This window comes from Agromyces ramosus, assembly GCF_030817175.1.
Classification (GTDB): Bacteria; Actinomycetota; Actinomycetes; order Actinomycetales; family Microbacteriaceae; genus Agromyces; species Agromyces ramosus_A.
Genome location: NZ_JAUSYY010000001.1, coordinates 2,110,490 through 2,135,692, shown reverse-complemented (window position 1 = coordinate 2,135,692; position 25,203 = coordinate 2,110,490). Strand labels below are relative to the sequence as shown.

23 protein-coding genes and 1 tRNA gene are annotated in these 25,203 nt (G+C 70.4%); 10 read left to right on the top strand and 14 right to left on the bottom strand.

Annotation, left to right across the window (positions count from 1 at the left end; genetic code table 11):
- Nucleotides 1-54 precede the first annotated feature (54 nt).
- The 4 genes from QFZ26_RS09900 to serS all read right to left on the bottom strand — a co-directional run bounded on the left by QFZ26_RS09900 (nucleotide 55) and on the right by serS (nucleotide 3,714).
- Nucleotides 55-139, bottom strand: a tRNA-Ser gene (locus tag QFZ26_RS09900).
- 131 nt (nucleotides 140-270) lie between these two features.
- Nucleotides 271-1,530, bottom strand: coding sequence for an LCP family protein (locus tag QFZ26_RS09895; protein WP_307041629.1), 1,260 nt, complete (start codon nucleotides 1,528-1,530; stop codon nucleotides 271-273).
- Nucleotides 1,531-1,585: 55 nt separating this feature from the next.
- Entirely contained in the window at nucleotides 1,586-2,437 is an 852-nt protein-coding gene (locus QFZ26_RS09890; protein WP_307041628.1) for an HAD family hydrolase, read from the bottom strand.
- An 8-nt stretch (nucleotides 2,438-2,445) separates the two neighbouring features.
- Complete coding sequence (serS, locus tag QFZ26_RS09885) at nucleotides 2,446-3,714, bottom strand: serine--tRNA ligase (RefSeq protein WP_307041626.1); 1,269 nt, start codon at nucleotides 3,712-3,714, stop codon at nucleotides 2,446-2,448.
- Nucleotides 3,715-3,807: 93 nt separating this feature from the next.
- Between serS and QFZ26_RS09880 the strand changes: the two genes are divergently transcribed.
- On the top strand, nucleotides 3,808-4,818 hold the full coding sequence (locus QFZ26_RS09880; RefSeq protein ID WP_307041623.1) for a diacylglycerol/lipid kinase family protein: 1,011 nt from the start codon (nucleotides 3,808-3,810) through the stop codon (nucleotides 4,816-4,818).
- On the opposite strand, the gene QFZ26_RS09875 is transcribed toward QFZ26_RS09880, so the two are convergent.
- Together QFZ26_RS09875 and pheA are read right to left on the bottom strand one after the other, a co-directional pair.
- On the bottom strand, nucleotides 4,796-5,719 hold the full coding sequence (locus QFZ26_RS09875) for a hypothetical protein (RefSeq protein ID WP_307041621.1): 924 nt from the start codon (nucleotides 5,717-5,719) through the stop codon (nucleotides 4,796-4,798). The two genes, QFZ26_RS09880 and QFZ26_RS09875, sit on opposite strands and share 23 nt — an antisense overlap.
- 28 nt (nucleotides 5,720-5,747) lie before the next feature.
- Nucleotides 5,748-6,704: a prephenate dehydratase gene (gene pheA, locus QFZ26_RS09870; RefSeq protein WP_307041619.1), complete on the bottom strand. Its 957-nt coding sequence runs from the start codon at nucleotides 6,702-6,704 to the stop codon at nucleotides 5,748-5,750.
- 82 nt (nucleotides 6,705-6,786) lie between these two features.
- Between pheA and QFZ26_RS09865 the strand changes: the two genes are divergently transcribed.
- On the top strand, nucleotides 6,787-8,088 hold the full coding sequence (locus QFZ26_RS09865) for a DUF445 domain-containing protein (protein ID WP_307041618.1): 1,302 nt from the start codon (nucleotides 6,787-6,789) through the stop codon (nucleotides 8,086-8,088).
- 79 nt (nucleotides 8,089-8,167) lie between these two features.
- Complete coding sequence (gene pgm, locus QFZ26_RS09860) at nucleotides 8,168-9,805, top strand: phosphoglucomutase (alpha-D-glucose-1,6-bisphosphate-dependent) (protein WP_307041616.1); 1,638 nt, start codon at nucleotides 8,168-8,170, stop codon at nucleotides 9,803-9,805.
- Nucleotides 9,806-9,810: 5 nt separating this feature from the next.
- Here the strand turns inward: pgm and QFZ26_RS09855 are convergent, their stop codons facing one another.
- The 3 genes from QFZ26_RS09855 to QFZ26_RS09845 form a co-directional block, all read right to left on the bottom strand.
- A complete protein-coding gene (locus QFZ26_RS09855) occupies nucleotides 9,811-11,013 on the bottom strand; it encodes an amidase domain-containing protein (protein ID WP_307041614.1) in 1,203 nt (400 codons plus the stop codon).
- A 117-nt stretch (nucleotides 11,014-11,130) separates the two neighbouring features.
- A complete protein-coding gene (locus QFZ26_RS09850) occupies nucleotides 11,131-12,477 on the bottom strand; it encodes an MFS transporter (RefSeq protein WP_307041612.1) in 1,347 nt (448 codons plus the stop codon).
- 4 nt (nucleotides 12,478-12,481) lie between these two features.
- Nucleotides 12,482-13,309: a M15 family metallopeptidase gene (locus QFZ26_RS09845; RefSeq protein ID WP_307041611.1), complete on the bottom strand. Its 828-nt coding sequence runs from the start codon at nucleotides 13,307-13,309 to the stop codon at nucleotides 12,482-12,484.
- Nucleotides 13,310-13,548: 239 nt separating this feature from the next.
- Here QFZ26_RS09845 and QFZ26_RS09840 point away from each other — a divergent pair, with 239 nt between their 5' ends.
- The 5 genes from QFZ26_RS09840 (at nucleotide 13,549) to QFZ26_RS09820 (ending at nucleotide 19,345) form a co-directional block, all read left to right on the top strand.
- Nucleotides 13,549-14,808 (top strand): ABC transporter substrate-binding protein, encoded by a 1,260-nt coding sequence (locus tag QFZ26_RS09840; RefSeq protein ID WP_373460756.1) that lies wholly within the window; start codon nucleotides 13,549-13,551, stop codon nucleotides 14,806-14,808.
- A gap of 79 nt (nucleotides 14,809-14,887) precedes the next feature.
- The gene (locus QFZ26_RS09835; protein ID WP_373460710.1) at nucleotides 14,888-15,871 is read left to right on the top strand and encodes a carbohydrate ABC transporter permease; all 984 of its coding nucleotides are present in this window, start codon (nucleotides 14,888-14,890) and stop codon (nucleotides 15,869-15,871) included.
- A 59-nt stretch (nucleotides 15,872-15,930) separates the two neighbouring features.
- Complete coding sequence (locus tag QFZ26_RS09830) at nucleotides 15,931-16,803, top strand: carbohydrate ABC transporter permease (RefSeq protein ID WP_307045031.1); 873 nt, start codon at nucleotides 15,931-15,933, stop codon at nucleotides 16,801-16,803.
- Nucleotides 16,804-16,832: 29 nt separating this feature from the next.
- Complete coding sequence (locus tag QFZ26_RS09825; protein ID WP_307045029.1) at nucleotides 16,833-18,278, top strand: GH1 family beta-glucosidase; 1,446 nt, start codon at nucleotides 16,833-16,835, stop codon at nucleotides 18,276-18,278.
- 44 nt (nucleotides 18,279-18,322) lie between these two features.
- A complete protein-coding gene (locus QFZ26_RS09820; protein ID WP_307041606.1) occupies nucleotides 18,323-19,345 on the top strand; it encodes a LacI family DNA-binding transcriptional regulator in 1,023 nt (340 codons plus the stop codon).
- Here the strand turns inward: QFZ26_RS09820 and QFZ26_RS09815 are convergent.
- Nucleotides 19,342-20,235, bottom strand: coding sequence for a DNA-methyltransferase (locus QFZ26_RS09815; RefSeq protein ID WP_307041604.1), 894 nt, complete (start codon nucleotides 20,233-20,235; stop codon nucleotides 19,342-19,344). The two genes, QFZ26_RS09820 and QFZ26_RS09815, sit on opposite strands and share 4 nt — an antisense overlap.
- Before the next feature lie 85 nt (nucleotides 20,236-20,320).
- Between QFZ26_RS09815 and QFZ26_RS09810 the strand changes: the two genes are divergently transcribed.
- Nucleotides 20,321-20,635, top strand: a complete 315-nt coding sequence (locus QFZ26_RS09810) for a hypothetical protein (RefSeq protein ID WP_307041602.1) — start codon at nucleotides 20,321-20,323, stop codon at nucleotides 20,633-20,635.
- Nucleotides 20,636-20,642: 7 nt separating this feature from the next.
- Here the strand turns inward: QFZ26_RS09810 and QFZ26_RS09805 are convergent, their stop codons facing one another.
- On the bottom strand, nucleotides 20,643-20,963 hold the full coding sequence (locus QFZ26_RS09805) for a hypothetical protein (protein ID WP_307041600.1): 321 nt from the start codon (nucleotides 20,961-20,963) through the stop codon (nucleotides 20,643-20,645).
- Between the two features lie 44 nt (nucleotides 20,964-21,007).
- Nucleotides 21,008-22,057 (bottom strand): lipoate--protein ligase family protein, encoded by a 1,050-nt coding sequence (locus QFZ26_RS09800; RefSeq protein WP_307041598.1) that lies wholly within the window; start codon nucleotides 22,055-22,057, stop codon nucleotides 21,008-21,010.
- 77 nt (nucleotides 22,058-22,134) lie between these two features.
- On the opposite strand from QFZ26_RS09800, the gene QFZ26_RS09795 reads away from it, so the two are divergent.
- Nucleotides 22,135-22,770, top strand: a complete 636-nt coding sequence (locus QFZ26_RS09795; protein WP_307041596.1) for a histidine phosphatase family protein — start codon at nucleotides 22,135-22,137, stop codon at nucleotides 22,768-22,770.
- Between the two features lie 28 nt (nucleotides 22,771-22,798).
- Here the strand turns inward: QFZ26_RS09795 and QFZ26_RS09790 are convergent, their stop codons facing one another.
- Nucleotides 22,799-24,085, bottom strand: coding sequence for a glycoside hydrolase family 6 protein (locus tag QFZ26_RS09790; RefSeq protein WP_307041594.1), 1,287 nt, complete (start codon nucleotides 24,083-24,085; stop codon nucleotides 22,799-22,801).
- A 153-nt stretch (nucleotides 24,086-24,238) separates the two neighbouring features.
- Nucleotides 24,239-25,084, bottom strand: coding sequence for an alpha/beta fold hydrolase (locus QFZ26_RS09785; RefSeq protein WP_307041592.1), 846 nt, complete (start codon nucleotides 25,082-25,084; stop codon nucleotides 24,239-24,241).
- Nucleotides 25,085-25,203: the final 119 nt, after the last annotated feature.

The window sequence follows — 25,203 nt, the reverse complement described above, 5'->3', positions numbered from 1 at the left end:
GAGCTGTGACGCAACTCTTCGTTCACCGGGGTCCTCTCGTGTCGTCGGTTCGTGCGGAGGGCGTGGGATTCGAACCCACGAGGCATTGCTGCCCACTGGTTTTCAAGACCAGCTCCATCGGCCGCTCGGACAGCCCTCCTCGCCCGTGCGATGCCGCGGAGAACCGCGGATCGTGCAGGCAGGCCCGATTCTAGCCGAAACGCATTCGAACGAGCCTCGCAGGCCACCCTGAGAGGGTCCTGAAGCGGATGCTCCGTGCCGAGCCGCGGATCAGCCGTCGTTCGCCGTCGAACACCTGACCTCGTCACCCCGCTGCCCCGGGACATCCGGGGGAAGCGACTCGACAGGGGTCGTGGGCGCGGCCGTCTCGGTCGACTCCGACGGCGCCCCATCGGCGGGGGGCGGCGCGGCGGGATCGGCGACGGTGCCGAGCTCGGCGTTGTCGCTCGCGGCGGGATCGAGCTGGACGGGCAGGTCGGCCTGGAGCGCCGCATTGACGAGCTCAGCCGATTCCACGGGCACCACTGCCGAGAAGTCCTCGGTGTATGCCGTCGGGTACTGGATGAACGCGACCTTCGACAGGTCCACGTCCTGCAATGCCTTCGCGATCGAGATGAGCCTCGCCGGATCCTGCAGCGCCGACGTCAGCTGCATGTTGGAGGTGACGGCCTTCGCGATCGAGTACAGCTTCACCGGGTCCTCGAGCGTGCCGTCGGCCTGCACCGTCCGCATGAGCGAGGCGAGGAAGATCTGCTGGTTCGAGATGCGCCCGAGGTCGCTGCCGTTTCCCACACCATGCCGAGACCGGAGGAAGGCGAGGGCGTCGTAGCCCGAGATGCTGTGGGTGCCCGCGTCGAGATGCAGGCCGGCGTAGTCGTCGACGATGGGCTCGGCGAGGCAGACCTCGACGCCCCCGACCGCGGTCGCGAGCGCCGCGACGCCATCGAACTGCACGATGCCGCCCGTGGGGATCATGACGCCCGTCAGTTGCTTGATCGTGGAGGCCACGCAGCCGAACCCGCCGTGGGAGAGCACCGAGTTGAGCTTCACCTCCGACATGGCCGAGAGGGGCTCGCCCTCGGGGTCTTCGGGGTCGGGGCATTCGGGGACCGGCACGAGCATGTCTCGCGGGAAGCTCACGACCTCGACGTGCGAGTGGTCCTGCGAGATGTGCAGCAGCATCGTGACGTCGTTGAGCTCGCCCGACTCCTCTTCCGGATCGCCGAACGCGCCGCTCTCGGGCCGCTTGTCGCTGCCGACCAGCAGGAACGTCAGGCCGCCCTCCATCGCCCCGATGTCGGGCACGGCGTCGAGCATCTCCTCGTTCTCGAGCTCGAGCGAGGAGTCCAGCGAGCCGACGAGGTCGAATGCAGCGTAGGCGGCCACGCCGGCGGCGCTCACGGCGAGCACCGCGATGACGGATGCCGCGAGCTTCAGGTACGAGCGCAGGGCGCCGTGCCGCGGCATCCGCCCGTGCCGCGGAGCAGAGGTCGTGTCGACCGTCATGTCGTTGCCCATGTGCCCCGTCACCGCATCCCCTCGCTGCGCCGATCCTACCGACGGTCTCCGCGAATTCGCCGAGATGTCAGGGCAGCGAGTCGAGCACGCCGGCGAGCCCGGCCTCGTCGATCGACGCGCCGACCTCGAGCGCTGCAGCGCGCACCTCGTCGGGCGCCTGCCCCATGGCGATGGAGCGGCCGGCCGCACCAGCCCAGGCGAACATCTCGAGGTCGTTGCGGCCGTCGCCGACGGCGAGCACCCGGTCGCTCGGCAGGTCGAGCCAGCCGCGAACGCGTTCGAGTGCGGTGGCCTTGTTGACTCCGTCGGGCGCGATGTCGAGCCACGCGGTCCAGCCGATGGCGTAGCTCACGTGGTGCAGGCCCATGCGCTCGACGATCTCGAAGAACTCGTCGAGGCCGTGCTCGAGCGAGGTGACCACGACGCGGGTCGCGCGATGGTCGAGCAGCTCCTCGAAGACGACCTCTCGCGCGTTGTCGAGGTTCCACTCAGTCATGCCGGTCGTGTAGAGGCGGAAGCCGTCGGGCAGCTCGACCATGAACTTGCCGGCCGGCAGGAACGAGCGGATGCGTTCGAGCACCGGGGTCGGGTCGAACGTCTCGACGTGCTCGCGCACGTAGCCGCCCTCGGAGCTGTCGTCGCGGCGCATCGTGATGGCGCCGTTCGCGCAGACGACGTACTCGGGCTCGAGGCCGAGCCGTTCGAGCACGGGCGCGGTCGTCGCCCACGAGCGGCCGGTCGCGAGGGTCACGACGTGACCCCGGTCGCGAGCCGATGCCACGGCGTCGGCCACGACCGGGTCGATCGACTCGTCTTCGTGCATGATCGTGCCGTCGATGTCGAGGGCCACGAACCACGGTTCGAACGCACCGGATGCCCCGGACGGCGCGCTGCGCTCATCGAACACGGGCTGCGACATCCGCCGGCCTATCGCATCACGGGCTCGAGCACCTCGAGGCCGCCGAGGTACCCGCGAAGCGCCTGGGGCACGACGACCGAGCCGTCGGCCTGCTGGTGGGTCTCGAGGATGGCGACGATCCAGCGGGTGGTGGCGAGGGTGCCGTTCAGCGTCGCGACGGGCGTCGTCTTGCCGCTCTCGGTGCGGTGGCGGATGTCGAGGCGGCGCGCCTGGAACGTCGTGCAGTTCGAGGTGGAGGTGAGCTCGCGATAGGCCTCTTGCGTGGGCACCCAGGCCTCGACGTCGTACTTGCGCGCGGCACTCGACCCGAGGTCGCCCGCTGCGGTGTCGATGACACGGTAGGAGAGGCCCAGGTCTTGGAGCATGCCCTCCTGCCACCCGAGGAGCCGCTCGTGCTCGGCCGCGGCATCGGCCGGGTCGACGTAGCTGAACATCTCGAGCTTGTTGAACTGGTGCACGCGGATGATTCCCCGGGTGTCCTTTCCGTGGCTCCCGGCCTCGCGGCGGTAGCACGTCGACCAGCCGGCATAGCGGATCGGGCCGTTCGAGAGGTCGAGGATCTCGTCGGCGTGGTAGCCGGCGAGGGCGACCTCGCTCGTGCCGGTGAGGTAGAGCTCGTCGTCGGGCAGGTAGTAGATGTCTTCGGCGTGAGCGCCGAGGAAGCCGGTGCCCTGCATGATCTCGGGGCGCACGAGCGTGGGCGTGATCAGCGGCGTGAACCCGGCGGCGAGCGCCCGGTCGAGGCCCATGTTCATGATGGCGAGCTCGAGCCGCGCGCCGACGCCCTTGAGGTACGAGAAGCGGGCGCCCGACACCTTCGCCCCGCGCTGCATGTCGATGGCGTCGAGGAGCTCGCCGATCTCGAGATGGTCGCGCGGCTCGAACCCGAACGCGGGGATCTCGCCGACCTCGCGAATCACCACGTAGTCGTCTTCGCCACCGGCAGGCACGCCGTCGAGCACGATGTTGCCGAGCCGCTGCACGGCGCGCGTGAACTCGGACTCGGCATCGCCGACGGCCTGGCTCGCCGCCTTCACCCGGCCGGCGAGCTGCTGCGCCTCGGCGACGAGGGCCGCCTTCGCCTCCTTCGGCGCCTGGGCGACCTGCTTGCCGAAGACGTTCTGCTCGGCGCGCAACGCCTCGAACACCGTGATCGCGTTGCGGCGGGCGGCATCGGCCTCGACGGCCTCATCGACGAACGCCACGGACTCGCCTCGAAGCTCTTGTGAACGCTTGATCAGGTCTGGGTTCTCGCGGAGCAGCACGGGGTCGATCACGCGAGCAAGTCTAGCCGGGGCATCCGTCGCCCTCGGGCGGTGAGTGTCCCGCTCCCGGGCCGATCGCAGGGTGCATGCAATACCGTGGGCTGCGTGGCGGAGGTTCAGGGGCTGGGAGCGACGGATGCCGCGAGCCGGCGTCCGCGCGCAGCCGTGATCTTCAACCCCACCAAGCAGGGCTACGCCGAGTTGCGCACGGTCGTGGCGCAGGCCGAGGCCCGCCAGCAGTTCGCCCCCTCGCTCTGGATCGAGACCGCCGCCGACGACCCGGGCAAGGGCATGGCGCGCGACGCGGTCGAGGCCGGCGTCGACCTCGTCATCGCGGCCGGCGGCGATGGCACCGTGCGCTCGGTCGCTGCGGCACTTCGGGGCACCGGGGTGCCGCTCGGACTCGTGCCGCTCGGCACCGGCAACCTCTTCGCACGCAATCTCGGCATTCCCGTGAACGACCAGCGCGATGCGATCGTGCTCGCCTTCTCCGGCTACGACCGGGCGGTCGACGTCATCGTCGCCGACGTCACGAGGCCCGGCGGGCGCACCGAGTCGCACGTCTCGCTCGTGATGGCCGGCATCGGCATCGACGCGGCGATGATCTCGAACACGAACCCAGAGCTGAAGAAGCGGCTCGGCTGGCTCGCCTACGTCGACGCCGGGCTCCGGGCGATACCGGTGTCGAAGCCGTTCCGCGTCGACCACCGGCTCGACGCGGGGCGTCACCATCGCTCGCGGGTCTCGAGCATCCTCGTGGCGAACCTCGGCTACCTGCCCGGCAACCTCGAGCTGATCCCCGATGCCGAGATCGACGACGGAAAGCTCGACGTCGTCGTGCTGCAACCCAGCAACGCGCTCGGATGGCTGTTCATCTGGCGCCGGGTGGCGTGGGAGAACCGCGTGCTCCGCAAGACCGCGCTCGGCCGGCAGTTCGTCGACCTGACGGGTGGCAACCGGCGCCGCGAGATCGTCTACTCCCGCGGCCGCGTCGTGCAGCTCGACATCGAGGGCGACCCCGAGGAGTTCGAGATCGACGGAGACGGGTTCGGATCCGTGACCTCGGCGCGCTTCAGCGTCGACCCCGCGGCGCTCATCGTGCGCGTGGCTCGCTGACGTCGCCGGCGTCGCCGGCGTTTGCGAGGTGTCGCGCGTGACGCGCACCGAGCAGGATGATGCCGAACACGGCGCCGAAGGCGGCGAACGCGAGCGGGCCGATGGCCGTCGACGCGAACTGCGAGAGCGCCATTCGCGTGATCTCCTCGTCGCTCGGTTCGGGGCCGAACCCGAAGACGGAGCCTTCGGTGACCTGCCGGACGAGCCAGATCACGACGACGGCCAAGACCGCGACGATGGCGACGAGAGCGACGACGCCGGGCGTTCGCCAGAACTCCGGGCCCCGGGCGATCGGGTTGTCGCCGGCCGTTCGCCGCAGCGCACCGGACTGGTCGAGCTGGCGCGCGGCAGCGAAGGACGTGACGAGCACGACGCCGAGGGCGCCGGCCTGCAATAGTGGTGCGCCGAGGCTCCAGCCCAACTGCCGGAACGCCATGTCGATGCCGCCAACGCCCATGTAGTAGGTGGGGTCGGAGTTTGCCGCCCATGCCCACCACGTGCCGATCGCGAGGAGGGCGGCCGAGAGCACCCATCCGGCGATGAACCAAGGGCGTGCGTGCTGATCGCCGGACCCGGATGCGGGTTCCGGTTGCGGTTGCGGTTCCGGCGCGAGCCTTCGGAGGTCGGCCAGGGCGGTCGCACTCGTGTCGTCGTCTGCGCCCGGCGGCGCTGCGCTTGCGGGCGGGACGATGGGCCTCGGTGGCGCCGTGCGCTGCATCGCCTCGAGCAGCCGAGCGGTGGCATCTCCGGCCGCGGGCCTCGTCTGCTCCGCGCCCGGCACCCGTGGCGGGTACGGGCTCGGAGGCCCCACCGGGGTGTTCGCCTCGTCGGCACCCGTGTATCCCCGCTGGAATCGCGGATCGAATCTGGGATCGACGCCCTTGGTGCTCGAATCGCTCACGCCTGCTCCTCGGCTCGGGCGCGCCGGGTCAGTCGGGCTCGCCGCTCAAGAGGCCGCGCAGCCAATCACGGGCCTCGATGAAGATGCCGTCATCGTACTTGGAGTGGTACTCGATCTCACGCTTGTCGGCCCGCGGGTACGAGCCGAGGAAGATCACGTTCGGGCTCGTGCGCCGCAGGCCGAGGAGGGCGTCGGCGACGCGTTCGTCGCCGATGTGCCCGTCGAGGTCGACGACGAAGCGGTAGCGGCCGAGGGAGTCGCCGATCGGCCGTGACTCGAGGAGCGAGAGGTTCACGCCCCGCGTCGAGAACTGCTCGAGCATCGCGAGGAGCGAGCCGGGCTCGTCGTCGGGCAGCTCGACGATGAGGCTCGTCTTGTCGGCGCCGGTCGGCGGCGGCAGCACGCGCGAGCGGCTCACGAGCACGAAGCGGGTGACGGCGTTGGGGTTGTCGCCGATGTCGCGGGCGAGCACCTCCACGTCGAGGTGGTCGGTGATGCCGGGCGGCGCGACGGCGGCATCCGCGTTGCTGTCGGCGTCGAAGAGGGAGGACGCGGCCTGCACGTTGCTCGTGGCCGGGAGGTGGCCGTGGTCGGGGAGCTCGCGCTCGAGCCAGCCGCGCGACTGCGCATAGGCGACCGGATGCGCGTTCACGACCTGCACGTCGGCGAGCGCCGTGCCGCGCCGGGCGACGAGCACGAAGTTCACCGGAACGAGGTACTCGCCGATGATGCGCAGGCCCGGCACCGTGGCGAGCGCGTCTTGAGTGGCACTCACCCCGCCCTCGATGGAGTTCTCGATCGCGATCATCGCGGCGATCGAACGCCCGGTCGTGACATCCGCCAGCGCCTCGCCGACGTTGTTCACCGAGCGCCAGTGCTTGCCGGATGCCTCGGGCACCTGCTTCAGCGCGGCCTCGGTGAAGGTGCCGGCCGGACCCAGGTAGGAGTAGGTCTCCTCGGGGGGTGTGGGCGCGGCATCCGTCATGCAGGCCAGCCTAGCCACCGCACTCAGGGCGAGCGGCTAGCGTCGACACCGGGCGCAACGGGCGGAGCGTGAGGAGCGACTCATGACCACGATCGACGAGCAGCGCGGGACATCGACGACCGGGTGGGGCGCCGTGCCGACCGATGCCGAGCGGCTCGTCGCGCTCCGCAGGATGAAGCGCGTCGCGGCCGGGCTGCTCGTCGTCGCCGCGGTCGTGTTCGCGGTGTCGTTCGCCCTGCAGGAGCAGGTGCCGTGGCTCGCGTACGTGCGCGCCGCCGCCGAGGGCGCGATGGTCGGAGCGATCGCCGACTGGTTCGCGGTGACCGCGCTGTTCCGGCATCCGCTCGGGATCCCGATCCCGCACACGGCGATCATCCCGACGCGCAAGAACGAGATCGGGGCGACGCTCGGGGCATTCGTCGAGCACGAGTTCCTCTCCGACGACGTCGTGCTCGGCAAGCTCCGGTCGATCGGCATCGCACGCCGGCTCGGCGGCTGGCTCGCGACGCCCGGGCACGCCGACCGCCTCACGGCCGAGGCATCCGTCGCGGCCCGCGGCATCCTCACCCTGCTCGGCGACGACGACGTGGAGGACGTCATCGAGCGGCTCGCGCGTCGCCACCTCTTCGAGCCCGAGTGGGGCCCGGCCATCGGACGGCTCGGAGCGCGCCTCGTCGCCGCCGACCAGCAGCGCGCCGCCGTCGACGTCGTGCTCGAGAAGGCCGAGGAGTGGCTCGCGGCGCACCCCGAGGCGTTCGGCAACATGGTCTCCGAGCGGCTGCCGCGGTGGGTGCCCGGCTTCGTCGACCGGTTCGTCGACGACCGCGCCGCTCGCGAGGTGCTCGCGTTCGCGCAAGCGGTGCGCCTCGACCCCGAGCATCCGCTGCGCCTCGCGATCGACCAGTACCTCGCCGAGCTCGCCGAGGCGCTGCAGCACGACCCGGCGATGATCGAGCGCGTCGAGACGCTCAAGGCCGAGCTGCTCGCGAGCCCTCGCGTGCGGGAGTTCGCCGGCGAGGCCTGGGCCAGCATCAAGGAGACGCTCGAGATCGCGCTCGCCGATCCGTCGAGCGAGCTGCGCGCGGGTCTCCGGGCGGCCGTGGTCGAGGTGGGCGCGCGACTGGTCGCCGACGAGGACCTCGCCGCGAAGGTCGACGAGTGGGTGACGGATGCCGCGGCCTACGTCGTGCGCAACTACCGCCACGAGATCGCCGGGGTCATCACCGAGACCGTCGAGCGCTGGGACCCCCGCGAGACCACCGAGAAGCTCGAGCTGCAGGTCGGGCGCGACCTGCAGTTCATCCGCATCAACGGCACCGTCGTGGGCGCGCTCGCCGGGCTCGCGATCTTCACGATCGCGACCGCCATGCAGACCCTCCTCTAGACCCGGTGACCCTCAGGCCGCGCGCCCTCCGACCGCCGTGGGGGTGTCGCACGAAGCGAGGGCGCGGCAGACTGGTGGGATGCATGAGCGAGCGGGAACCCCGGCGACCGAATCCGACCTCATCGACGTGGAGGCCCTCGTCCGGGCCTACTACGAGCGCAGACCCGACGCCTCCGTGCCCGAGCAGCGCGTCGCGTTCGGCACCTCGGGCCATCGCGGCTCCTCGCTCACGACGAGCTTCAACGAGCACCACATCCTCGCGACGACCCAGGCGATCGTCGACTACCGCACCGCGCAGGGCATCACCGGCCCCCTGTTCATCGGCGCCGACACGCACGCGCTGAGCGCCCCGGCACAGACGACCGCCCTCGACGTGCTCGTCGCCAACCGGGTGCGCGTGCTCACCGACGAGTTCGACGACTACGTGCCGACGCCCGCGCTCTCGCACGCGATCCTGAAGTGGAACAACGACCCGGCCAGGCGCGCCGAGGGCGAGGCCGACGGCATCGTGATCACCCCGTCGCACAACCCGCCGCAAGACGGCGGCTTCAAGTACAACCCGCCGCACGGCGGACCCGCCGACTCGGATGCCACGAAGTGGATCGCCGACCGCGCCAACGAGCTCATCGCGGGCGGCCTCGCCGAGGTGCGGCAGGCGGAGCCGAGCGGCGTCGAGACGTACGACTTCCGCGGCAACTACGTCGACGACCTCCACCACATCATCGACTTCGACGCGATCCGCCAGTCGGGCATCCGCATCGGCGCCGACCCGCTCGGCGGGGCATCCGCGCACTACTGGGCCGCGATCGCCGAACGCTACGACCTCGACCTGACGGTGGTCAACGGGCGGGTCGACCCGACCTGGTCGTTCATGACGCTCGACTGGGACGGCAAGATCCGCATGGATCCCTCTTCGCCGAGCGCCATGGCCTCGGTGCTCGAGCACGCCGGCGACTACGACATCGTCACCGGCAACGACGCCGACGCCGACCGGCACGGCATCGTCACGCCCGACGGCGGCCTCATGAACCCCAACCACTACCTGGCGGTGGCGATCGAGTACCTCTTCGCCCACCGGCCGAAGTGGGGGGCCGATGCCGCGGTCGGCAAGACCCTCGTCTCGAGCTCGATGATCGACCGCGTTGCAGCCTCGCTCGGGAGGCGCCTCTGGGAGGTGCCGGTCGGCTTCAAGTGGTTCGTGCCCGGGCTGCTCGACGGCTCGGTCGGCTTCGGCGGTGAAGAGAGCGCGGGCGCGTCGTTCCTGCGTTTCGACGGCACCGTGTGGACCACCGACAAAGACGGGATCCTGCTGTGCCTGCTCGCCTCCGAGATCCGCGCGGTCACTGGCGAGTCACCGTCGGAGCTCTATCGCAAGCTCGTCGAGCGCTTCGGCGACCCGGCGTACGAGCGCACGGATGCCGCGGCATCCCCCGCGCAGAAGGCCGCGCTCGGCAGGCTCGACGGCGACGCCATCACGGCGTCCGAGCTCGCGGGCGAGCCGATCACCGCGAAGCTCTCGCACGCCCCCGGCAACGACGCGGCCGTCGGCGGCGTGAAGGTGCAGACGGCCGATGCCTGGTTCGCGGCGCGGCCGAGCGGCACCGAAGACGTCTACAAGATCTACGCCGAGTCGTTCAAGGGACCAGAGCACCTCCGGGCGGTGCAGGCCGAGGCGCAACGCATCGTCGGCGACGCCCTCGGTGCCGCAGCCGGCTGAGCTGGTTACCGCAGCGAGAAGTAGCTGACGGTGCCGCCGCCGGTCGCGAGCGCCGTGTCGACATCCCAGAAGTCGGCGTCCTTCGTGTGCCCGCCGACCCAGACCTTCGTGCCGGCGGCCGTGCGCTCGACCCGGGTGACGACGGCCGTGTGGTCGCGGTCGCCTGAGCCGTCCCAGTCGAACTGCGCGATGTCGCCGACCTTCACGAGCGCGCGCTGCGAGTCGTCGAGGGGCGTCGCACCGTCGGTGCGCGTGTTGAGGTAGTCGCGCAGTGCGGTCGAGCTGGCCCAGCTCGGCGACATCCCCCCGCCCGCGCCACCGACGTACCAACCGGCGTCCATCGCCCAGCCGCGGGCGATGAGGGACTGGCTCGCGAAGTTCGCGCAGTCGACGCCATGCAGCACGGGGTACTGGCCGGAGTTGTAGCTGCTCCAGTAGGTGAGCACGTAGTCGAGCTGCGCGTCGATCGCGGGGTCGCTCGTGTACGTCATCGTGAGGGTGCGAGGCGTCGCCGGCACCGGCGGCTCCGCCGCGACGGTGAGCTCCTGCTCGAGCGGATGCAGCAACAGCGTGCCCGCGGCGGCCGGCGACGCCGGCTGCTCGACGTCGACGGCTTGGCCGGCGGCATCCGCGAATCGCACCTCGGCGGACGTGCCGAGCGCGGTGTCGGCGACGGCGGGCACCGCGAAGGTGACCTGCTGCTCGTCGACCGCGACGATGGCGGCGGGTGTACCGCCGACGGTGACGCCGGCCACTTCGTCGAGGTCCTTGCCGGTGACCGTGACCTGCGTGCCACCCGTGAATGGTGCCGACGCGACCGAGAGCTCACCCGTGACGGCGGGCTCCACGTCGTGCGCGACCGGGGCCTCGATGCTCGGGGTGATGGTGTCGGCCGTCACGGTGGTGCTCTCGGCGGGTGCGGCCGGCGATGCGACCGACGAGCCGGCCGTCGCGGATGCCGCGACCGCACCGAACGCGCTCACGCCCATGATCGCCGTGGCGCAGCCGAGCGCGACCGAACGGCGGAACATGCCGGCCGTGGCGCGGCGATTGCGCGCGTGGTCGGCGCGGTGCCGGGGCTGCCGCTCGTCGGATGCCGGAGGGATCGGCGCGACGGCGGTCTCGGGCGGCGCCGGTGTCTCGTGCTGCGTCGATGCACTCGTGGGGGCGCGGAACGTCGAGCGGCGGAGGGCAGGGAGTTCTGGCAATTCAGGGGGTGTGGGCACAGCGAAGGATTCCGTGTCGGCAGAAGGGGGGACACGACAGCCCATCATGCGATTTTGTGAGGATCCTTCCCAAAGACTGGGAAGTCCGTGAGAGCGCGCTCACCGCGCGGCCGCGCGGGATGGGCACTCAGGGGGCGTCAGGCGGTGGCGCGCCGGCGCACGACGGACGAGGCGGAGCACCGCCACCGCGAGGGGCGAGAGCACGAGGATCGCGACCAGGTTGACGCCCGGGAACCCACCGGTGCCGAGCACGAGACCCGAGAATGCAGCGGATGCCGCCGCCGCGACGTTCATCGCGGCATCCGTCGCTCCCTGCAACGGCACGCGGAGCCGCTCGTCGACCGAGGTCGTGAGCAGCGTCGACCCGCCGATCATCCCGGCCGACCAGCCGAGTCCGAGCAGCCCGAGCGCGAGCGTGACCAGCAGCATGTCGTCGCCCGGGGCCAGGATGCCGATCAGGGTGGCGGTGATGAGGATGCTCGCGCCCATGAGGATGACGCGGAACGAGCCGATGCGGTCGGCGAGCCAGCCCATGAGCGGGCTCGCGCCGAACATGCCGAGGATGTGGATGCTGATCACGATGCCCACGAGCGAGATCGAGAGTCCGTGCTGGACCATGTGCACGGGCGTCATGACCATGACGCCGACCATCACGGTGTGCGAGCAGACGATCGCGAGGATCGCGACGAGCGCCGCCGGTTTGCGAGCGGCGGTTCGCAGCGCGGTCCAGGCGCCGACGCGAGGCGGTGCGGCGGCCGATCCAGACGGGTCGGCGACGTGGTCGGGCGCGAACTCGTCTTCGGCGCCGGCGGGCTGCTCCGAGGTCGCCGACGCGAGGTAGCCCGCGCCCGGGGTGCGGAGCAGTGTCGCGACGAGGACCGACGAGACCGCGAACGCCGTCGCCGAGAACAGGAACGGGCCGACGAGCGGCGGCATGCCGAGCGAGCGGCCGAGCTCATCGCCGACCTCGGAGAGGAGCGGGCCTGCCACCGAGCCGATCGTCGTCGCCCACAGCACGAGCGACATCGAGCGCGCCGCGAATCCGGGTGCGGCGATCTCGGTCGCGGCGAACCGCGACTGGAGGCCCGCCGCGTTGCCCGCTCCGAACGCCGCCAGCCCGAGGAAGACGAGCACCGGCCATCCGCTCGTGGCCGCGACGATCACGAGCACTGCGCCGAGGAACGCGAACCCATAGCCCACCGCGAGTGCCACGTGGCGGCCGGAACGCACCGCGAGCCGCGCCAGCGGAATCGCGACGAGCGCCGCCCCGAGCACGCTCGACGACTGCGCGAGCCCGCCCATCGCGACGACGCCGGTCAGGTCGGCGACGAGGATCGCGGCCAGCGCCATGCCCGAGGCCACGCCCACGCCCGCGAGCAGCTGGTTGACGATGAGCACGCCGAGCGAGAGGCCGCGACGCGACGGGGAGACGACTCGGCGCGGCATCCGCTCAGCCGTATTCGGGTGCTGCAGGGAGGCCGAAGAACTCCTCGAGCGTGGTGATGCCGGTCTCCCGCATCTCGGTCGCGAGCTCGACGCCGACGTAGCGGTAGTGCCACGGCTCGAACTCGTAGCCGGTGACGGGCGTCTTGTCGGCCGGGTAGCGGAGGATGAAGCCGAATCGCCAGGCGTTGTCGCGCAGCCAGACGCCCTCGGCGATGTCGCCGAAGCACGCGGCGAGCGAGCACTCGCCCGAGGCTGCCCCGATGTCGATCGCGAGGCCCGTCTGGTGCTCGCTGAAACCCGGTCGCGCCGTCAACAGGTCGTCGCCGTCGTAGATCGACTCCTGCGCGGAGTAGGAGCGGAAGGCGCTGTTCGACGCGAGTTCGAGCCCGGCCTCGTCGAGCGCGGCCTGAAACATCGCGACGACGGCGTCGGATGCCTCCTGCCGAAGCAGCGGCTCCCAGGTGTGCTCGACGGGCACGTCGACGAGGTCGACCGGCTCATAGTCCTGCGGGTTCAGGGGACGCAGCTTGTCGACCACGACCCAGATGCTCGCCGGGTCGTCGATCGAGTGCGCCGCGCGGTCGAAGGTCTCGACCGTCGCGGGCGGCGGTGCGGTGTCAGGGGCCGGGCGCGCGGACTCGGGGCCGGCTGCACCCTCGGCGCCCTCGCCCCCGGCCGGCGAGGATGCCGCCCCGCCGCTCGCCTCGGCGCCCACGACCGCGCCGACCACCGCGACGCTGCCGGCGATGAGCGCGACGCTGAGCGAGGCGGCGATGACGAGACGACGGCGCTGGACCTGGTCGGACAGCTCTCGGCGCTCGCTTGCAGACACCGTTCGAGTGTACGCCCGGCGCCGTCGGCGCCGGGGGGCGCGGCGGCTGCGGCGTGCGCCGAAGCTCGTGGCTCGATCACGGCTCGGTAACGAAACGCCGCTGTGAGAGCGCTCTCTTGACACGGTCATCGGCGGCTCACTAGCATCGGGTCTGCATCGTGAGAGCGCTCTCACCAGTGGGTCGGCGCGTCCTCACGTGACCATTCCGACACCACGCACACAAGGGAGTGACCGTGAAGATTTCACGACGCACCAAGGCGATCGCCGCCATCGCAGGCGCCGCATCCATCGCCATCATCGCCACCGGTTGTTCGCCGAGTTCCGACTCCGGTGAAGAAGGGGGCAAGGTCGAACTCAGCCTCGCCACCTTCAACGACTTCGGCTACACCGACGAGCTCCTCCAGGAGTACATGGACGAGAACCCGAACGTCACGATCGTCCACAACCGGGCCGCCACGTCGAACGACGCACGCGCCAACTACTTCCAGAAGCTCGGCAAGGAGGGGCTCGCCGACATCGAGGCCGTCGAGGTCGACTGGTTCACCGAGGCGATGCAGTACTCCGACCTGCTCGCCGAGGTGCCCGCCGACGCGAAGGGCCGCTGGCTCGACTGGAAGGAAGCCGCGGCGACCGACGGCGACGGGCGCCTCGTCGGCTTCGGGACCGACATCGGCCCGCAGGGCGTGTGCTACCGCTCCGACCTGTTCGCAGCCGCCGGCCTGCCCACCGACCGTGCAGAGGTCGCAGCACTCCTCGAGGGCGACTGGGACAACTTCTTCAACGTGGCCGACCAGTACAAGGCCGCGACGGGCAAGCCGTTCATCGACTCGGCCAACTCGGTGCTCCAGGGCCTCGTGAACCAGCTCGAGACCGCCTACGAGGAGCCCGACGGCACCATTGTCGCGACCGAGAACCCCGACATCGAAGACGCCTACAACACGGTCGTCGAGCGCGCCGTGCCGATCTCTGCCTACGCGGGCCAGTGGAGCGACGACTGGTTCGCCTCGATGGCGAACGGCGAGTTCGCCGCGATGCTCTGCCCGGGCTGGATGCACGGTGTCATCTCCGGCAACGCTCCCGAGGTCACCGGCTGGGACGTCGCCGACGTCTTCCCCGGCGGCGGCGGCAACTGGGGCGGCTCGTACCTCACGGTGCCGGCCAACGGCAAGAACGTCGACGAGGCGCTCAAGCTCGCCGACTGGCTGACCGCTCCCGAGCAGCAGGTCAAGGCGTTCGTCAACGCGGGCACCTTCCCGAGCCAGTCCGACGCCTACGAGGATGAGGGCCTCACCGCCTTCACCAACGAGTACTTCAACAACGCACCGACCGGCGAGATCGGCGTCAAGCGCGCCGAGGCCGTGACGGTCGCGACGTACAAGGGTGCGCAGTTCTTCCAGTTCCACGACGCGCTCCAGAACGCGGTCACCCGAGTCTTCGACGGCGTCGAAGACCAGACGACCTCGTGGAACACGTGGGTCACCGAGGTCAGCGCCTTCTGACCGAACGGCACGGGTCGCGCCTCCGGGCGCGGCCCGTGCCTCCACCCGACCCGCCGTCCACCCCCAAGGGAGCACCACCGTGACCGCCACCGCGACACGCGTCGACGAGTCCGCGCCGCCGAAACCGAACCCCGGACGGGCGCCGCGCGTCATCTCGTTCAGCCAGCGCCTCAGCCGATGGGACCTCAAGGTCTCGCCGTACCTCTACATCTCGCCGTTCTTCATCATGTTCCTGGTGGTCGGCATCTTCCCCATCGCGTTCACCGCGGTGATCTCCTTCATGGACTGGGACCTCGTCCGCAACTCGGGCGAGTTCGTCGGGTTCGACCAGTACGTCTGGATCCTCGGCCAGCCCCAGTTCTGGACCGCCCTCCGCAACACCTTCAGCATCTTCCTGCTCTCGAGCGTGCCGCAGCTCATCGCCGCGGTCTTCATCGCCGCGATGCTCGACCGGAACATCCGATCGAAGACCTTCTGGCGCATGGGCGTGCTCGTGCCGTTCGTGATGGCGCCCGTCGCCGTCGCCCTCATCTTCAGCAACATGTTCGGCGACAACCACGGCCTCGTGAACAGCGTCCTGACCGACCTCGGGCTGCCGGCGATCCAGTGGCACAAGGACGCGTTCTGGAGCCACGTGGCGATCTCCACGATGGTGAACTTCCGCTGGACCGGCTACAACACGCTCATCCTCCTCGCGGCGATGCAGGCGGTGCCGCGCGACTACTACGAGGCCGCGACGGTCGACGGCGCCGGCGCCTTCCGCCAGTTCCGCAGCATCACGCTGCCGTCACTGAAGCCGACGCTCATCTTCGTGATCATCACCTCCACCATCGGCGGCCTGCAGATCTTCGACGAGCCCCGCATGTTCGACCAGTTCGGGCGCGGGGGCGCCGCACAGCAGTGGCTCACGATCACGCTCTACCTCTACGACATCGGCTGGGGTCAGTGGAACTTCGGACGAGCGGCGGCCCTCGCCTGGATCCTGTTCCTGATCATCCTGATCATCGGCCTCATCAATCTGCTCGTGACGAGACGACTCGTCCGCGACGAAGGGCGGCGGTAGCCATGACCGCACTCGGCACTCCCCCGGCGAACTACGCCGAGGAACTCGCACTGGGGCGGATGCCCCGACAACGCGACGACCGTCGGCGCCAGCGCACGACCCGCATCCGCGGCGTGCGCGCCGGCTTCTGGGTCTACGTCGGCCTCGGGGTCGTCCTGATCGGGTCGCTCTTCCCCTTCTACTGGTCGTTCCTCATCGGGTCGGGCGACGCCTCGACGATCAACGACCCGAACATGTCGTGGATCCCCGGCGGCAACTTCCTCGAGAACGCGGCCACGGTCGTGAACGACCCGGCGGTGAACTTCTGGCGGGCGCTGTGGAACTCGATCCTGAGCTCGGCGCTGATCGCGGCATCCGTCGTCGCGACCTCCACGCTCGCCGGCTGGGCGTTCGCCAAGCTCCGCTTCCCCGGGAGCAAGCCGCTCCTCGTCTTCGTCGTGGCGACGATGGCCGTGCCCCTGCAGCTCGGCGTCGTCCCGCTCTACATCCTGTTCGCCGACCTCGGCTGGACCGGCAACATCGGGGCGATCATCATCCCGGCGCTGACGAGCGCGTTCGGCGTGTTCTGGATGACCCAGTACCTGCAGCAGTCGGTGCCCGACGAGCTCATCGAGGCGGCACGCGTCGACGGCGCGTCGATGATCCGCACCTTCTGGACCATCGGCGTGGTCGCCGCACGCCCCGCTGCCGCGATGCTCGGCCTGTTCACGTTCGTCACGGCCTGGAACAACTTCTTCTGGCCCTTCATCGTGCTCGACCGCAGCGACCCGACCCTTCCGGTCGCGCTCTCGCTCCTGCAGTCCAACCACTTCGTGGACTACTCGATCGTGCTCGCCGGTGTGCTGCTGTCGACGCTGCCGCTGCTCCTGCTCTTCGTCTTCGCCGGCAAGCAGCTCGTGAGCGGCATCATGGCGGGAGCTGTGAAGGGATGACCATCGACCTCGGAGACCACCGCAAGATCATGACCGACACCATCGCCACCACCGCTTCCTCCGTCGCGACCCGCCGGTTCCCGGCCGACTTCCTCTTCGGGGCTGCGACCGCCGCGTACCAGATCGAGGGGGCGAGCCACGAGGACGGCCGCACCGACTCGATCTGGGACGCGTTCAGCAGGGTGCCGGGCGCCGTCATCAACGCCGACAACGGCGACGTCGCGTGCGACCACTACCACCGCTACCGCGACGATGTCGCGCTCATGAAGCAGCTCGGACTGCAGACCTATCGGTTCTCCACCTCGTGGGCGCGCGTTCGCCCCGACGGCGGACCGGTGAACCCGCACGGCATCGACTTCTACTCGCGCCTCGTCGACGAACTGCTGGGGGCCGGAATCAAGCCCTGGCTGACCCTCTACCATTGGGACCTGCCGCAGGCGCTCGAGGAGCAGGGCGGGTGGACGAACCGCGACACCGCGTTCCGGTTCCGCGACTACGCACTCGACATGCACGAGGCGCTCGGCGACCGGGTCGATGTGTGGACGACGCTCAACGAGCCGTGGTGCTCGTCGTTCCTCAGCTACACGGCCGGCGCGCACGCACCAGGCCGGCAGGATGTCGCGGCCGGCCTCGCGGCGGGCCACCACCTGCTGCTCGCCCACGGGCTCGCGGTGCAGGCGCTGCGCGAACGCGATCCCGGGCTCGAGCTCGGCATCACCCTGAACCTCACGGTGGCCAAGCCGGTCGACCCGGCGAGCCCCGGCGACGTCGACGCCGCCCGCCGCATCGACGGGCAGTTCAACCGGTTCTTCCTCGACCCGATCTTCCGGGGCGAGTACGCCGACGACCTGCGCGCCGACGTGGGCCACCTCGGGCTCGACGACGTCGTGCTCGACGGCGACCTCGCGGTGATCTCGACCCCCATCGACGCACTCGGCGTGAACTACTACCACGGCGAGTCGGTGAGCGACCGGCCGGCCGAGCACCCGCTCCTCGGGAGCGCGCCGACGGATCGTCCCACGAGGTCGCCGTACCCGGCGGCCGACGGCGTCTTCAACCACCCGCAGAACCTGCCGCTCACGGCGATGGATTGGGAGGTGCAGCCCGACGGCCTGCGCGAACTGCTCGTTCGCGTGCACGAGGAGTACGCGGCATCCGCCGGCGTTCGTCTCTACGTCACCGAGAACGGTGCCGCCTACGACGACCGCGTGGCGGCCGACGGCGGCGTCCACGACGGCGAGCGCACGGAGTTCCTCGAGTCGCACCTCGGCGCGATCCTCGACGCCGTCGGCGAGGGCGTGCCCGTGCACGGCTACTTCTACTGGTCGGTCATGGACAACTTCGAGTGGGCGTGGGGCTACGACAAGCGGTTCGGCCTCGTGCGTGTCGACTACGAGACGCAGGAGCGGACCGTGAAGGACAGCGGACTCGCCTACGCCGCCATCATCCGGGAACGCGCACTTCCGGCCCACTGAGCGGCGTCCACCGATCACGACGACACGGAAATAGACTGGCCGTTATGCATGCGGGTGGGGTTCGCGCACGACCCTCGGCGCCGACGCTCGAGGCGGTCGCGCGAGAGGCGAACGTCTCCCGCGCGACCGTCAGTCGCGTGGTGAACGGCTCGCCGAAGGTGAGCCCAGAGGTCGTCACCGCCGTGAACGCCGCCATCGCGAAGCTGAACTACGTGCCGAATCGTGCCGCGCGTTCACTCGCCAGCCGCACGTCGGGCGCCGTCGCACTCGTGGTTCCCGAAGACATCACGCGCTTCTTCGGCGATCCGTACTTCGCGGCGATCGTGCAGGGCATCACCAGGCGGCTCGACGAGAGCGAGTACCTGCTCAACCTGCTCGTCGCCTCGAGCGATCCGACCCACAAGACGATGCGCTACCTGCGTTCCGGCGTCATCGACGGCGCCCTCGTGGTCTCCCACCACGAGGGCGACGACCTGCAGCGCGTCGCCGACGAGGCCCTCCCCATCGTGTTCGGCGGCCGGCCGTCGCGGCCCGGCGACCATATCTTCGTCGACGTCGACAACGTCGAGGGCGGCTTCATCGGCACCCAGCACCTCACGAGCATCGGCCGGCGGCGCATCGGCACCATCGCCGGGCCGCTCGACATGCCCGCCGGCGTCGACCGCCTCGAGGGCTTCCGCCGGGCGATGGAGACCGCGGGCATGCCGGCCGACGCCGTCGAGAACGCCGACTTCACCGTGGCCGGAGCCGTGAGCGCGACCCGGCGGCTGCTCGACCGGGTGCCCGACCTCGACGCCATCTTCGTGGCGAGCGACCTCATGGCCACGGGGACGCTCGCCGTGCTCCGCGAGCGCGGACGGAGCGTGCCCGGCCACGTCGCCGTCGTCGGCTTCGACGACAGCCCCGCCGCCACCGCCTCGGCGATCCCGCTCACGACGGTGCACCAGCCGTCCGAGCAGATGGGGTTCGAGATGGCCGACCTGCTGCTGCGGCGCCTCTCCGGCGACGCCGACGTGCCGCGGCGCAACATCATGTCCACGCACCTCGTGCGTCGCGCCTCGGCTTAGGCGTCAGCCGGCGCGATGCCCTGCTCGAACACGACGCCCGAGACATCCGTGAACCGGCCCCTCATCACGGCGATCGCCTCGGCGTTCTCGTCGATGAGCACGAAGCGCCGGCCGAGGGTCGCCGCGACCGCGCCCGTCGTGCCCGAGCCCGCGAAGAAGTCGAGCACCCAGTCGCCCTCGCGCGTCGACGCCTGCACGATGCGGCGCAGGATCCCCTCGGGCTTCTGCGTGGGATAGCCGGTCTTCTCGCGGCCCGTGGGCGAGACGATCGTGTGCCACCACACGTCGGTGGGCAGCTTGCCGAGCTCGGCCTTCTCGGGCGTCACGAGGCCGGGTGCCATGTAGGGCTCGCGGTCGACGGCGGTCGAGTCGAACCAGTACCTCGCCGGGTTCTTGACGTACACGAGGATCGTGTCGTGCTTCGTCGGCCACTTGCGCTTGGCCTTGGCGCCGTAGTCGTAGGCCCAGATGAGCTCGTTGAGGAAGCACTCGCGCCCGAAGAGCGCGTCGAGCAGCACCTTCGCGTAGTGCGCCTCGCGGTAGTCGAGGTGCAGGTACAGGGTGCCGTCGTCGGCGAGCAGCCGCCATGCCTCGACGAGCCTCGGCTCGAGGAATCCCCAGTAGTCGTCGAAGCGATCGTCGTAGCGCAGCAGGTCGCCGCGGATGCGCTCGTAGCGCTTGCCCGCGAACCCCGTGATGGTTCCGGATGCCGCGGGCTCGGGGTCATCCGTCGCCGCAAGCCGCACGTGGCGCGTCGGCCGCCGGGACTGCATGCGGCCGGTGTTGAACGGCGGATCGAGGTACACGAGCGTGAAGCCCCCGTCTGGCAGGGTCGGCAGCACCGCGAGGTTGTCCGCATGGATGATGCGGTTCAGTTCGTCGGATGCCACGGGCACCAGTCTGCCAGTGCACTCCCCCGTTGCCGGATACCGGCCGTAGGCTGAACATCCGACCGGGACGTGCGAGGGAGCAGCGATGTCGACGGAGACCATGCCGACCACGGTGATCTGGTGGGGCGCCGGCACGGCCGTCGGCGGCGCGCTGGTCATCGTGCTGACTCCCATGGCGATGTACGTCATGGTGCCCCCCAACACGGAGCAGTGGCAGTCGGCCATCATGACGATGGACGTCCTCGTGCAGGTCGCGCGGGCGGTGCTCCCGCCGCTCGGTGCGGCGCTCATCGCGGCCGGACTCGTGATGCGCTACATCGACCGGCGCCTGCAGGGTGAACGCATCGCGGATCGTCCGCGGCGCTGGCGCTGGCCCGACGACGCGCGCGAGCAGGCCTGAGCCCAGGTCAGCGGCGGTCGATGTCGAGACGGATGCGGCCGCGGAAGCGGTCGGGGTCGTCGTCGTCGGCGTCGGCGGACGCGAAGGAGATGCCCTGGTCGCCGTCACCCGGCACGGGTGCGGGGGCGGGGAGCCGGCTCTGCCGGTCGAGCTCGACCTGCGCCTCGTGCTTGCGGGGAGCGAAGACCTCGTCGCCGATCATCATGACGCCGCCACCGCCGCCACCGCGCTTGGTCTTGTCGGAGAGGTCGATCCAGTTCCGCCGCACGGCGAACACCACGAAGGCGACGACGAGCAGGGCGATGCCGAGCCAGATCCACCAGTCCATCCGGCGATTCTAACGGGGATCGCTGGGCGTTCCTCGTCGGCGGCTCAGGGCACCCGGTACAGCCAGTCACGGGTGGCGAACTTCGACTCCACGAGCGACTCGGCCTCGGCGAGCTCGTCTGCCGTCACGCTGCCGGGCGTCGCGCCGTAGAGCGACACGAAGGTCTGCTTGAGGCTCTCGATGATCGCTGCGCGGCTCAGGCCCGTCTGCGAGCGCAGCGGGTCGACGCGCTTGGCGGCCGATGCGATGCCCTTGTCGCTGATCTTCTCGCGGCCGATGCGCAGCACCTCGAGCATCTTCTCGTTGTCGAGATCGTAGGCCATCGTGACGTGGTGGAGCACGCCGCCCGAGCCGAGGCGCTTCTGCGCGGCGCCGCCGATCTTGCCGAGTGGGCTCGCGATGTCGTTGAGCGGCTGGTGGGTCGCCTCGATGCCGATGCCGCGCAGGCCCTGCAGCACCCAGTCGTCGAGGTACGCGTAGGAGTCGGCGAAGCTCATGCCCTGCACGAGCTCGCCCGGCACGTAGAGCGAGTACGTCACGACGTTGCCGCGCTCCATCATCATCGCGCCGCCGCCCGAGATGCGGCGCACGACCTCGAAGCCGTACTTCGCGGCGCCCTCTGGGTCGACCTCGTTCTTCACCGACTGGAAGCTGCCGATGACGACCGCCGACTCGTTCCACTCCCAGAAGCGCAGGGTCGGCTTGCGGCGACCCTCGCCGACCCGGGTGGCGAGCACCTCGTCGAGGGCGAGGTGCGTGCGCGGGGGTACGGCGGGGTCGTGCACGATCTCCCACTCGTAGTTCGACCAGCTCGTGGCATCCGTCATCGCCCGCCGCACCGCCACCGCGACGGCATCGGCCGAGAAGCCGAGCATCACCGCCCCCGGGCGCAGCGCCGCCGTGATCGCGGCCGAGATCTGCTTGGCATCGGATGCCGCCGGCAGCCCGTCGAGCGCACGGTCGATGTCTTCGAGCGCCTCGTCGGGCTCGAGGAAGAAGTCGCCGGCGACACGTGGGTGGCGGATGACCCCGTCGTCGACATCGAAGTCGACCACGACGAGCTTGCCACCGGGGACCTTGTATTCACCGTGCATGCGGTACAGCCTACGGACCCCGACGCGGATGCGGCGGGGTGCGCCTACGATCGCAGGAGGACGAGAGGGGATCGCCCATGACGACGTTGTACCTTGCCCGCCACGGCGAGACGGAATGGCACGCGGAGCATCGCTACGCCGGTTCGTCCGATGTGCCGCTCACCGCGCACGGGCTCGACCAGGCCGCCGTGCTCGCCGAGTGGGCGCCGACGGCCGGGCTGTCGGCGATCGTCGCGTCGCCGCTCAGCCGGGCGCGCCGGAGCGCCGAACCCGCCGCTGCGGCGGCCGGACTCCCGCTGCGCATCGACGCACGTCTCGTCGAGATCGACTTCGGGGCCGGCGAGGGGATGTCGCCCGGCGAGCTCGCGAGCACCTACCCCGATGACTGGGCGGGGTTCGAGCGGCGGCCGGCGCGGCATCCGCTGCCCGGAGGCGAACCCGGCGTCGACGGCATCGCCCGGGCGATGCCCGCGCTCGTCGAGCTCGCGACCGAGTTCGCCGACGCCCGCGTGCTCGTGGTCATGCACGCCACGCTCATGCGACTGCTCGTCTGCGAGCTCGTCGGCATCGACCCCGACCAGTACCGCGACGTGTTCCCCGTGGTCGAGAACTGCGCGCTGCTGCAGCTCGAGTTCCCATGGCAGGGCGATTCGGCGGGGCCGGCGCGCGCGCGGCTGCTCGGCCTCAACGTTCCGCCGGTGGCGGTTCGCTGAGGCCGAGCGGATGCCGCGTGGCTTCGCGTCAGCCGAACGACGGGACCGCGAACTCCACGAGCTCTCGCGCCTGCTCGGGGAACCACTGGCCCGCGGCCGGGTCCTCGATGCCGCGGATCGGGTCGAGCGGGCCGGCGGTGCCACGGAAGCACTTGCCGTCGGACTCGCCGGGCACCTTGATCCAGAGGAACGCGTCGATGAGCGCGTCGCCGGTGTCGGTCGTCGGGCGAACCCCGGCGCCGCGGTCGGGCGGGTTGCACCACACCTCGGCGTCGCCCGGCCAGTCGGCGGGCGCAGACCACGGGCCCTGGCCGTTGCGGCTCGTGTCGATCACGAAGTGCGTCTGCGCGGCGGGGTCGCGGGTGAGGCCGGCGCCGGCGAGGTCGGCGTCGTACTTCTCGTCGGTGAGGTGCCACGTCGAGAAGTCGGCCGGGTTCGCCGGGTAGTACTGGCTGGCGCACCAGCCGGCGTCCCACCACGGCACCTCCGTCTCGAGAAGGATGCAGTCGGAGATCCAGTTGCCGTACGATGCCAGCCGTTCGGTCTCGACGTAGTTCGAGGCGTTCAGGAAGAATCCGTCGGCCCGCTCGACGCCGGCGCTCAGCAGCCGGTCGGTGATGTCGCCGACACTGAGCCACCCGCTGTGCGTGCCGTCGAGGTAGACGGCGGTGTTCGGCAGGGCGGCGAACGCGTCGACGGCGTGATTCAGCATCGCGAACCGTTCGGATGCCGCGGTGGCGGCGTCTGCCTCGGCAGGCTGGCACCACTCCGCCACGCCCTGGTTCGAGGTGTACCACGGGATGATGCCGAGCCCATCGGGCTCGAGGATCACGACGGCGCGCTTGTTGCCGATGCCCTTGGCGAAGCCGTCGACCCAGGCCTCGTACTCGGTGAGGCTCGTGGCACCGCCGGCGGAGTACTGGGCGCAATCGCGGAACGGCACGTTGTAGGCGACGAGCACGGGCACCTCGCCGGCGGCGTGCGCCGCGGTGACGATGCGTGAGACGTCCCGCTTCGCCTCGTTCGGCGTGCCGCCGTTGATCCAGCTGGCACTCGGGAAGGAGCCGAGCAGGAGCGCATCGGCGCGGGATTGCCCGTCGAGGCCGGCGGCGGCCTCGATGGTCGTGCTGTCGGGGTTGGTCCAGAGCGGCACCCCGGGCGCGAGCACGTCGTCGATCGCGTGGCCGGGCGGTGGCGCCGGCACGTGGCCGGCATCGGCGACCGCGGCGGTGGCGGCGCCGGCTCCGGTGAATGCGGCGATGAGGAGCGCTGTGACGGCGACCGTACGGCTGCGGGTGGAAGAGGGAAGCGACATCGGTTCCTCCGGATCTGCGTCGACCGTGGTCGACGGCGGTGGCGATTGGGCGAGAGCGCCGTTCGACCGGTGCTGACCCGTGGCGGTGAGAGCGCTCTCATGGTCACATTGCTCTGCCCGCGCGTGCGTGTCAAGTGTTCGCGGACGACCGACTCAGTCGACGGCGAACCGCTCGTCGAGCCACCGCACGAGGTCGGCTCGCACCTCGTCGCGATTCGTCTCGTTGAAGATCTCGTGACGCGCGCCCTCGTAGACGATGAGCTCCACGTCGACGAGCCCGGAGCGGCGAGCATAGGCATTCGCGAGCTTCACCGCGCTCTGCTCACCGCCCACGGTGTCATCGGAGCCGACCATGATGAGCAGCGGCAGCTCGGGTGGAAGCCCGCGCACCGGGCGGCCCAGGAGCCGCAGCGCGTCGATCGTGCCGAAGAGCTTCCGGAGCGGCGTCTCGGTCGTGTACGGATCGGCCATGAACGCCGCCGCCACGTCGGGGTCGCGGCTCAGCCACTCGACCGGCGTCGATCCGAGGTGACGGTGGCGGCGGTTCAGGTCGCCCGCGTCCATGTCGAGGAGCGTGCGGTACGCCGTACCGCTGAGCACCACGCCGTCGTAGTCGCCGGCGTGCTGGTTCACGATGATCTGCGCCATGAAGGAACCCCACGAATGACCGAGCAGCACGAGCGGCAGCTCACCCTCGGTCGCGCGGATGACCCCCGTGAACTGGTGCACCGACTCGATCGTGGCGCGCAGCCCGCCCGGACCCAGCCGACCGATGCGCGTGAGGTCGCCGCCGTGCTGCTCGAACCCCGTCTGACCGTGGCCCCGATGGTCATCGGCCCACACCGAGTAACCGGCGCTGTTGAGCGCCTCGATGAGCTCGCGGTAACGCCCGATGTGCTCGCCGACCCCGTGCACGAGCTGCACGACCGCGGTCGCGTCGGCGACGCGCCAGGACTCGTAGTGGATGCGGACGCCGTGCGCGTCGGTGTAGGTCGGCATGCGGCCATTGTGGCAGCCGGCCCGGCCGGGAGGTCGGGTGATCTCGCACGGTGGCCATCCGCGCGCCGCCGATCGCGCCGGGGCGTTCGGCGGGCGATTCGCCGATCCGGGCTCGATTC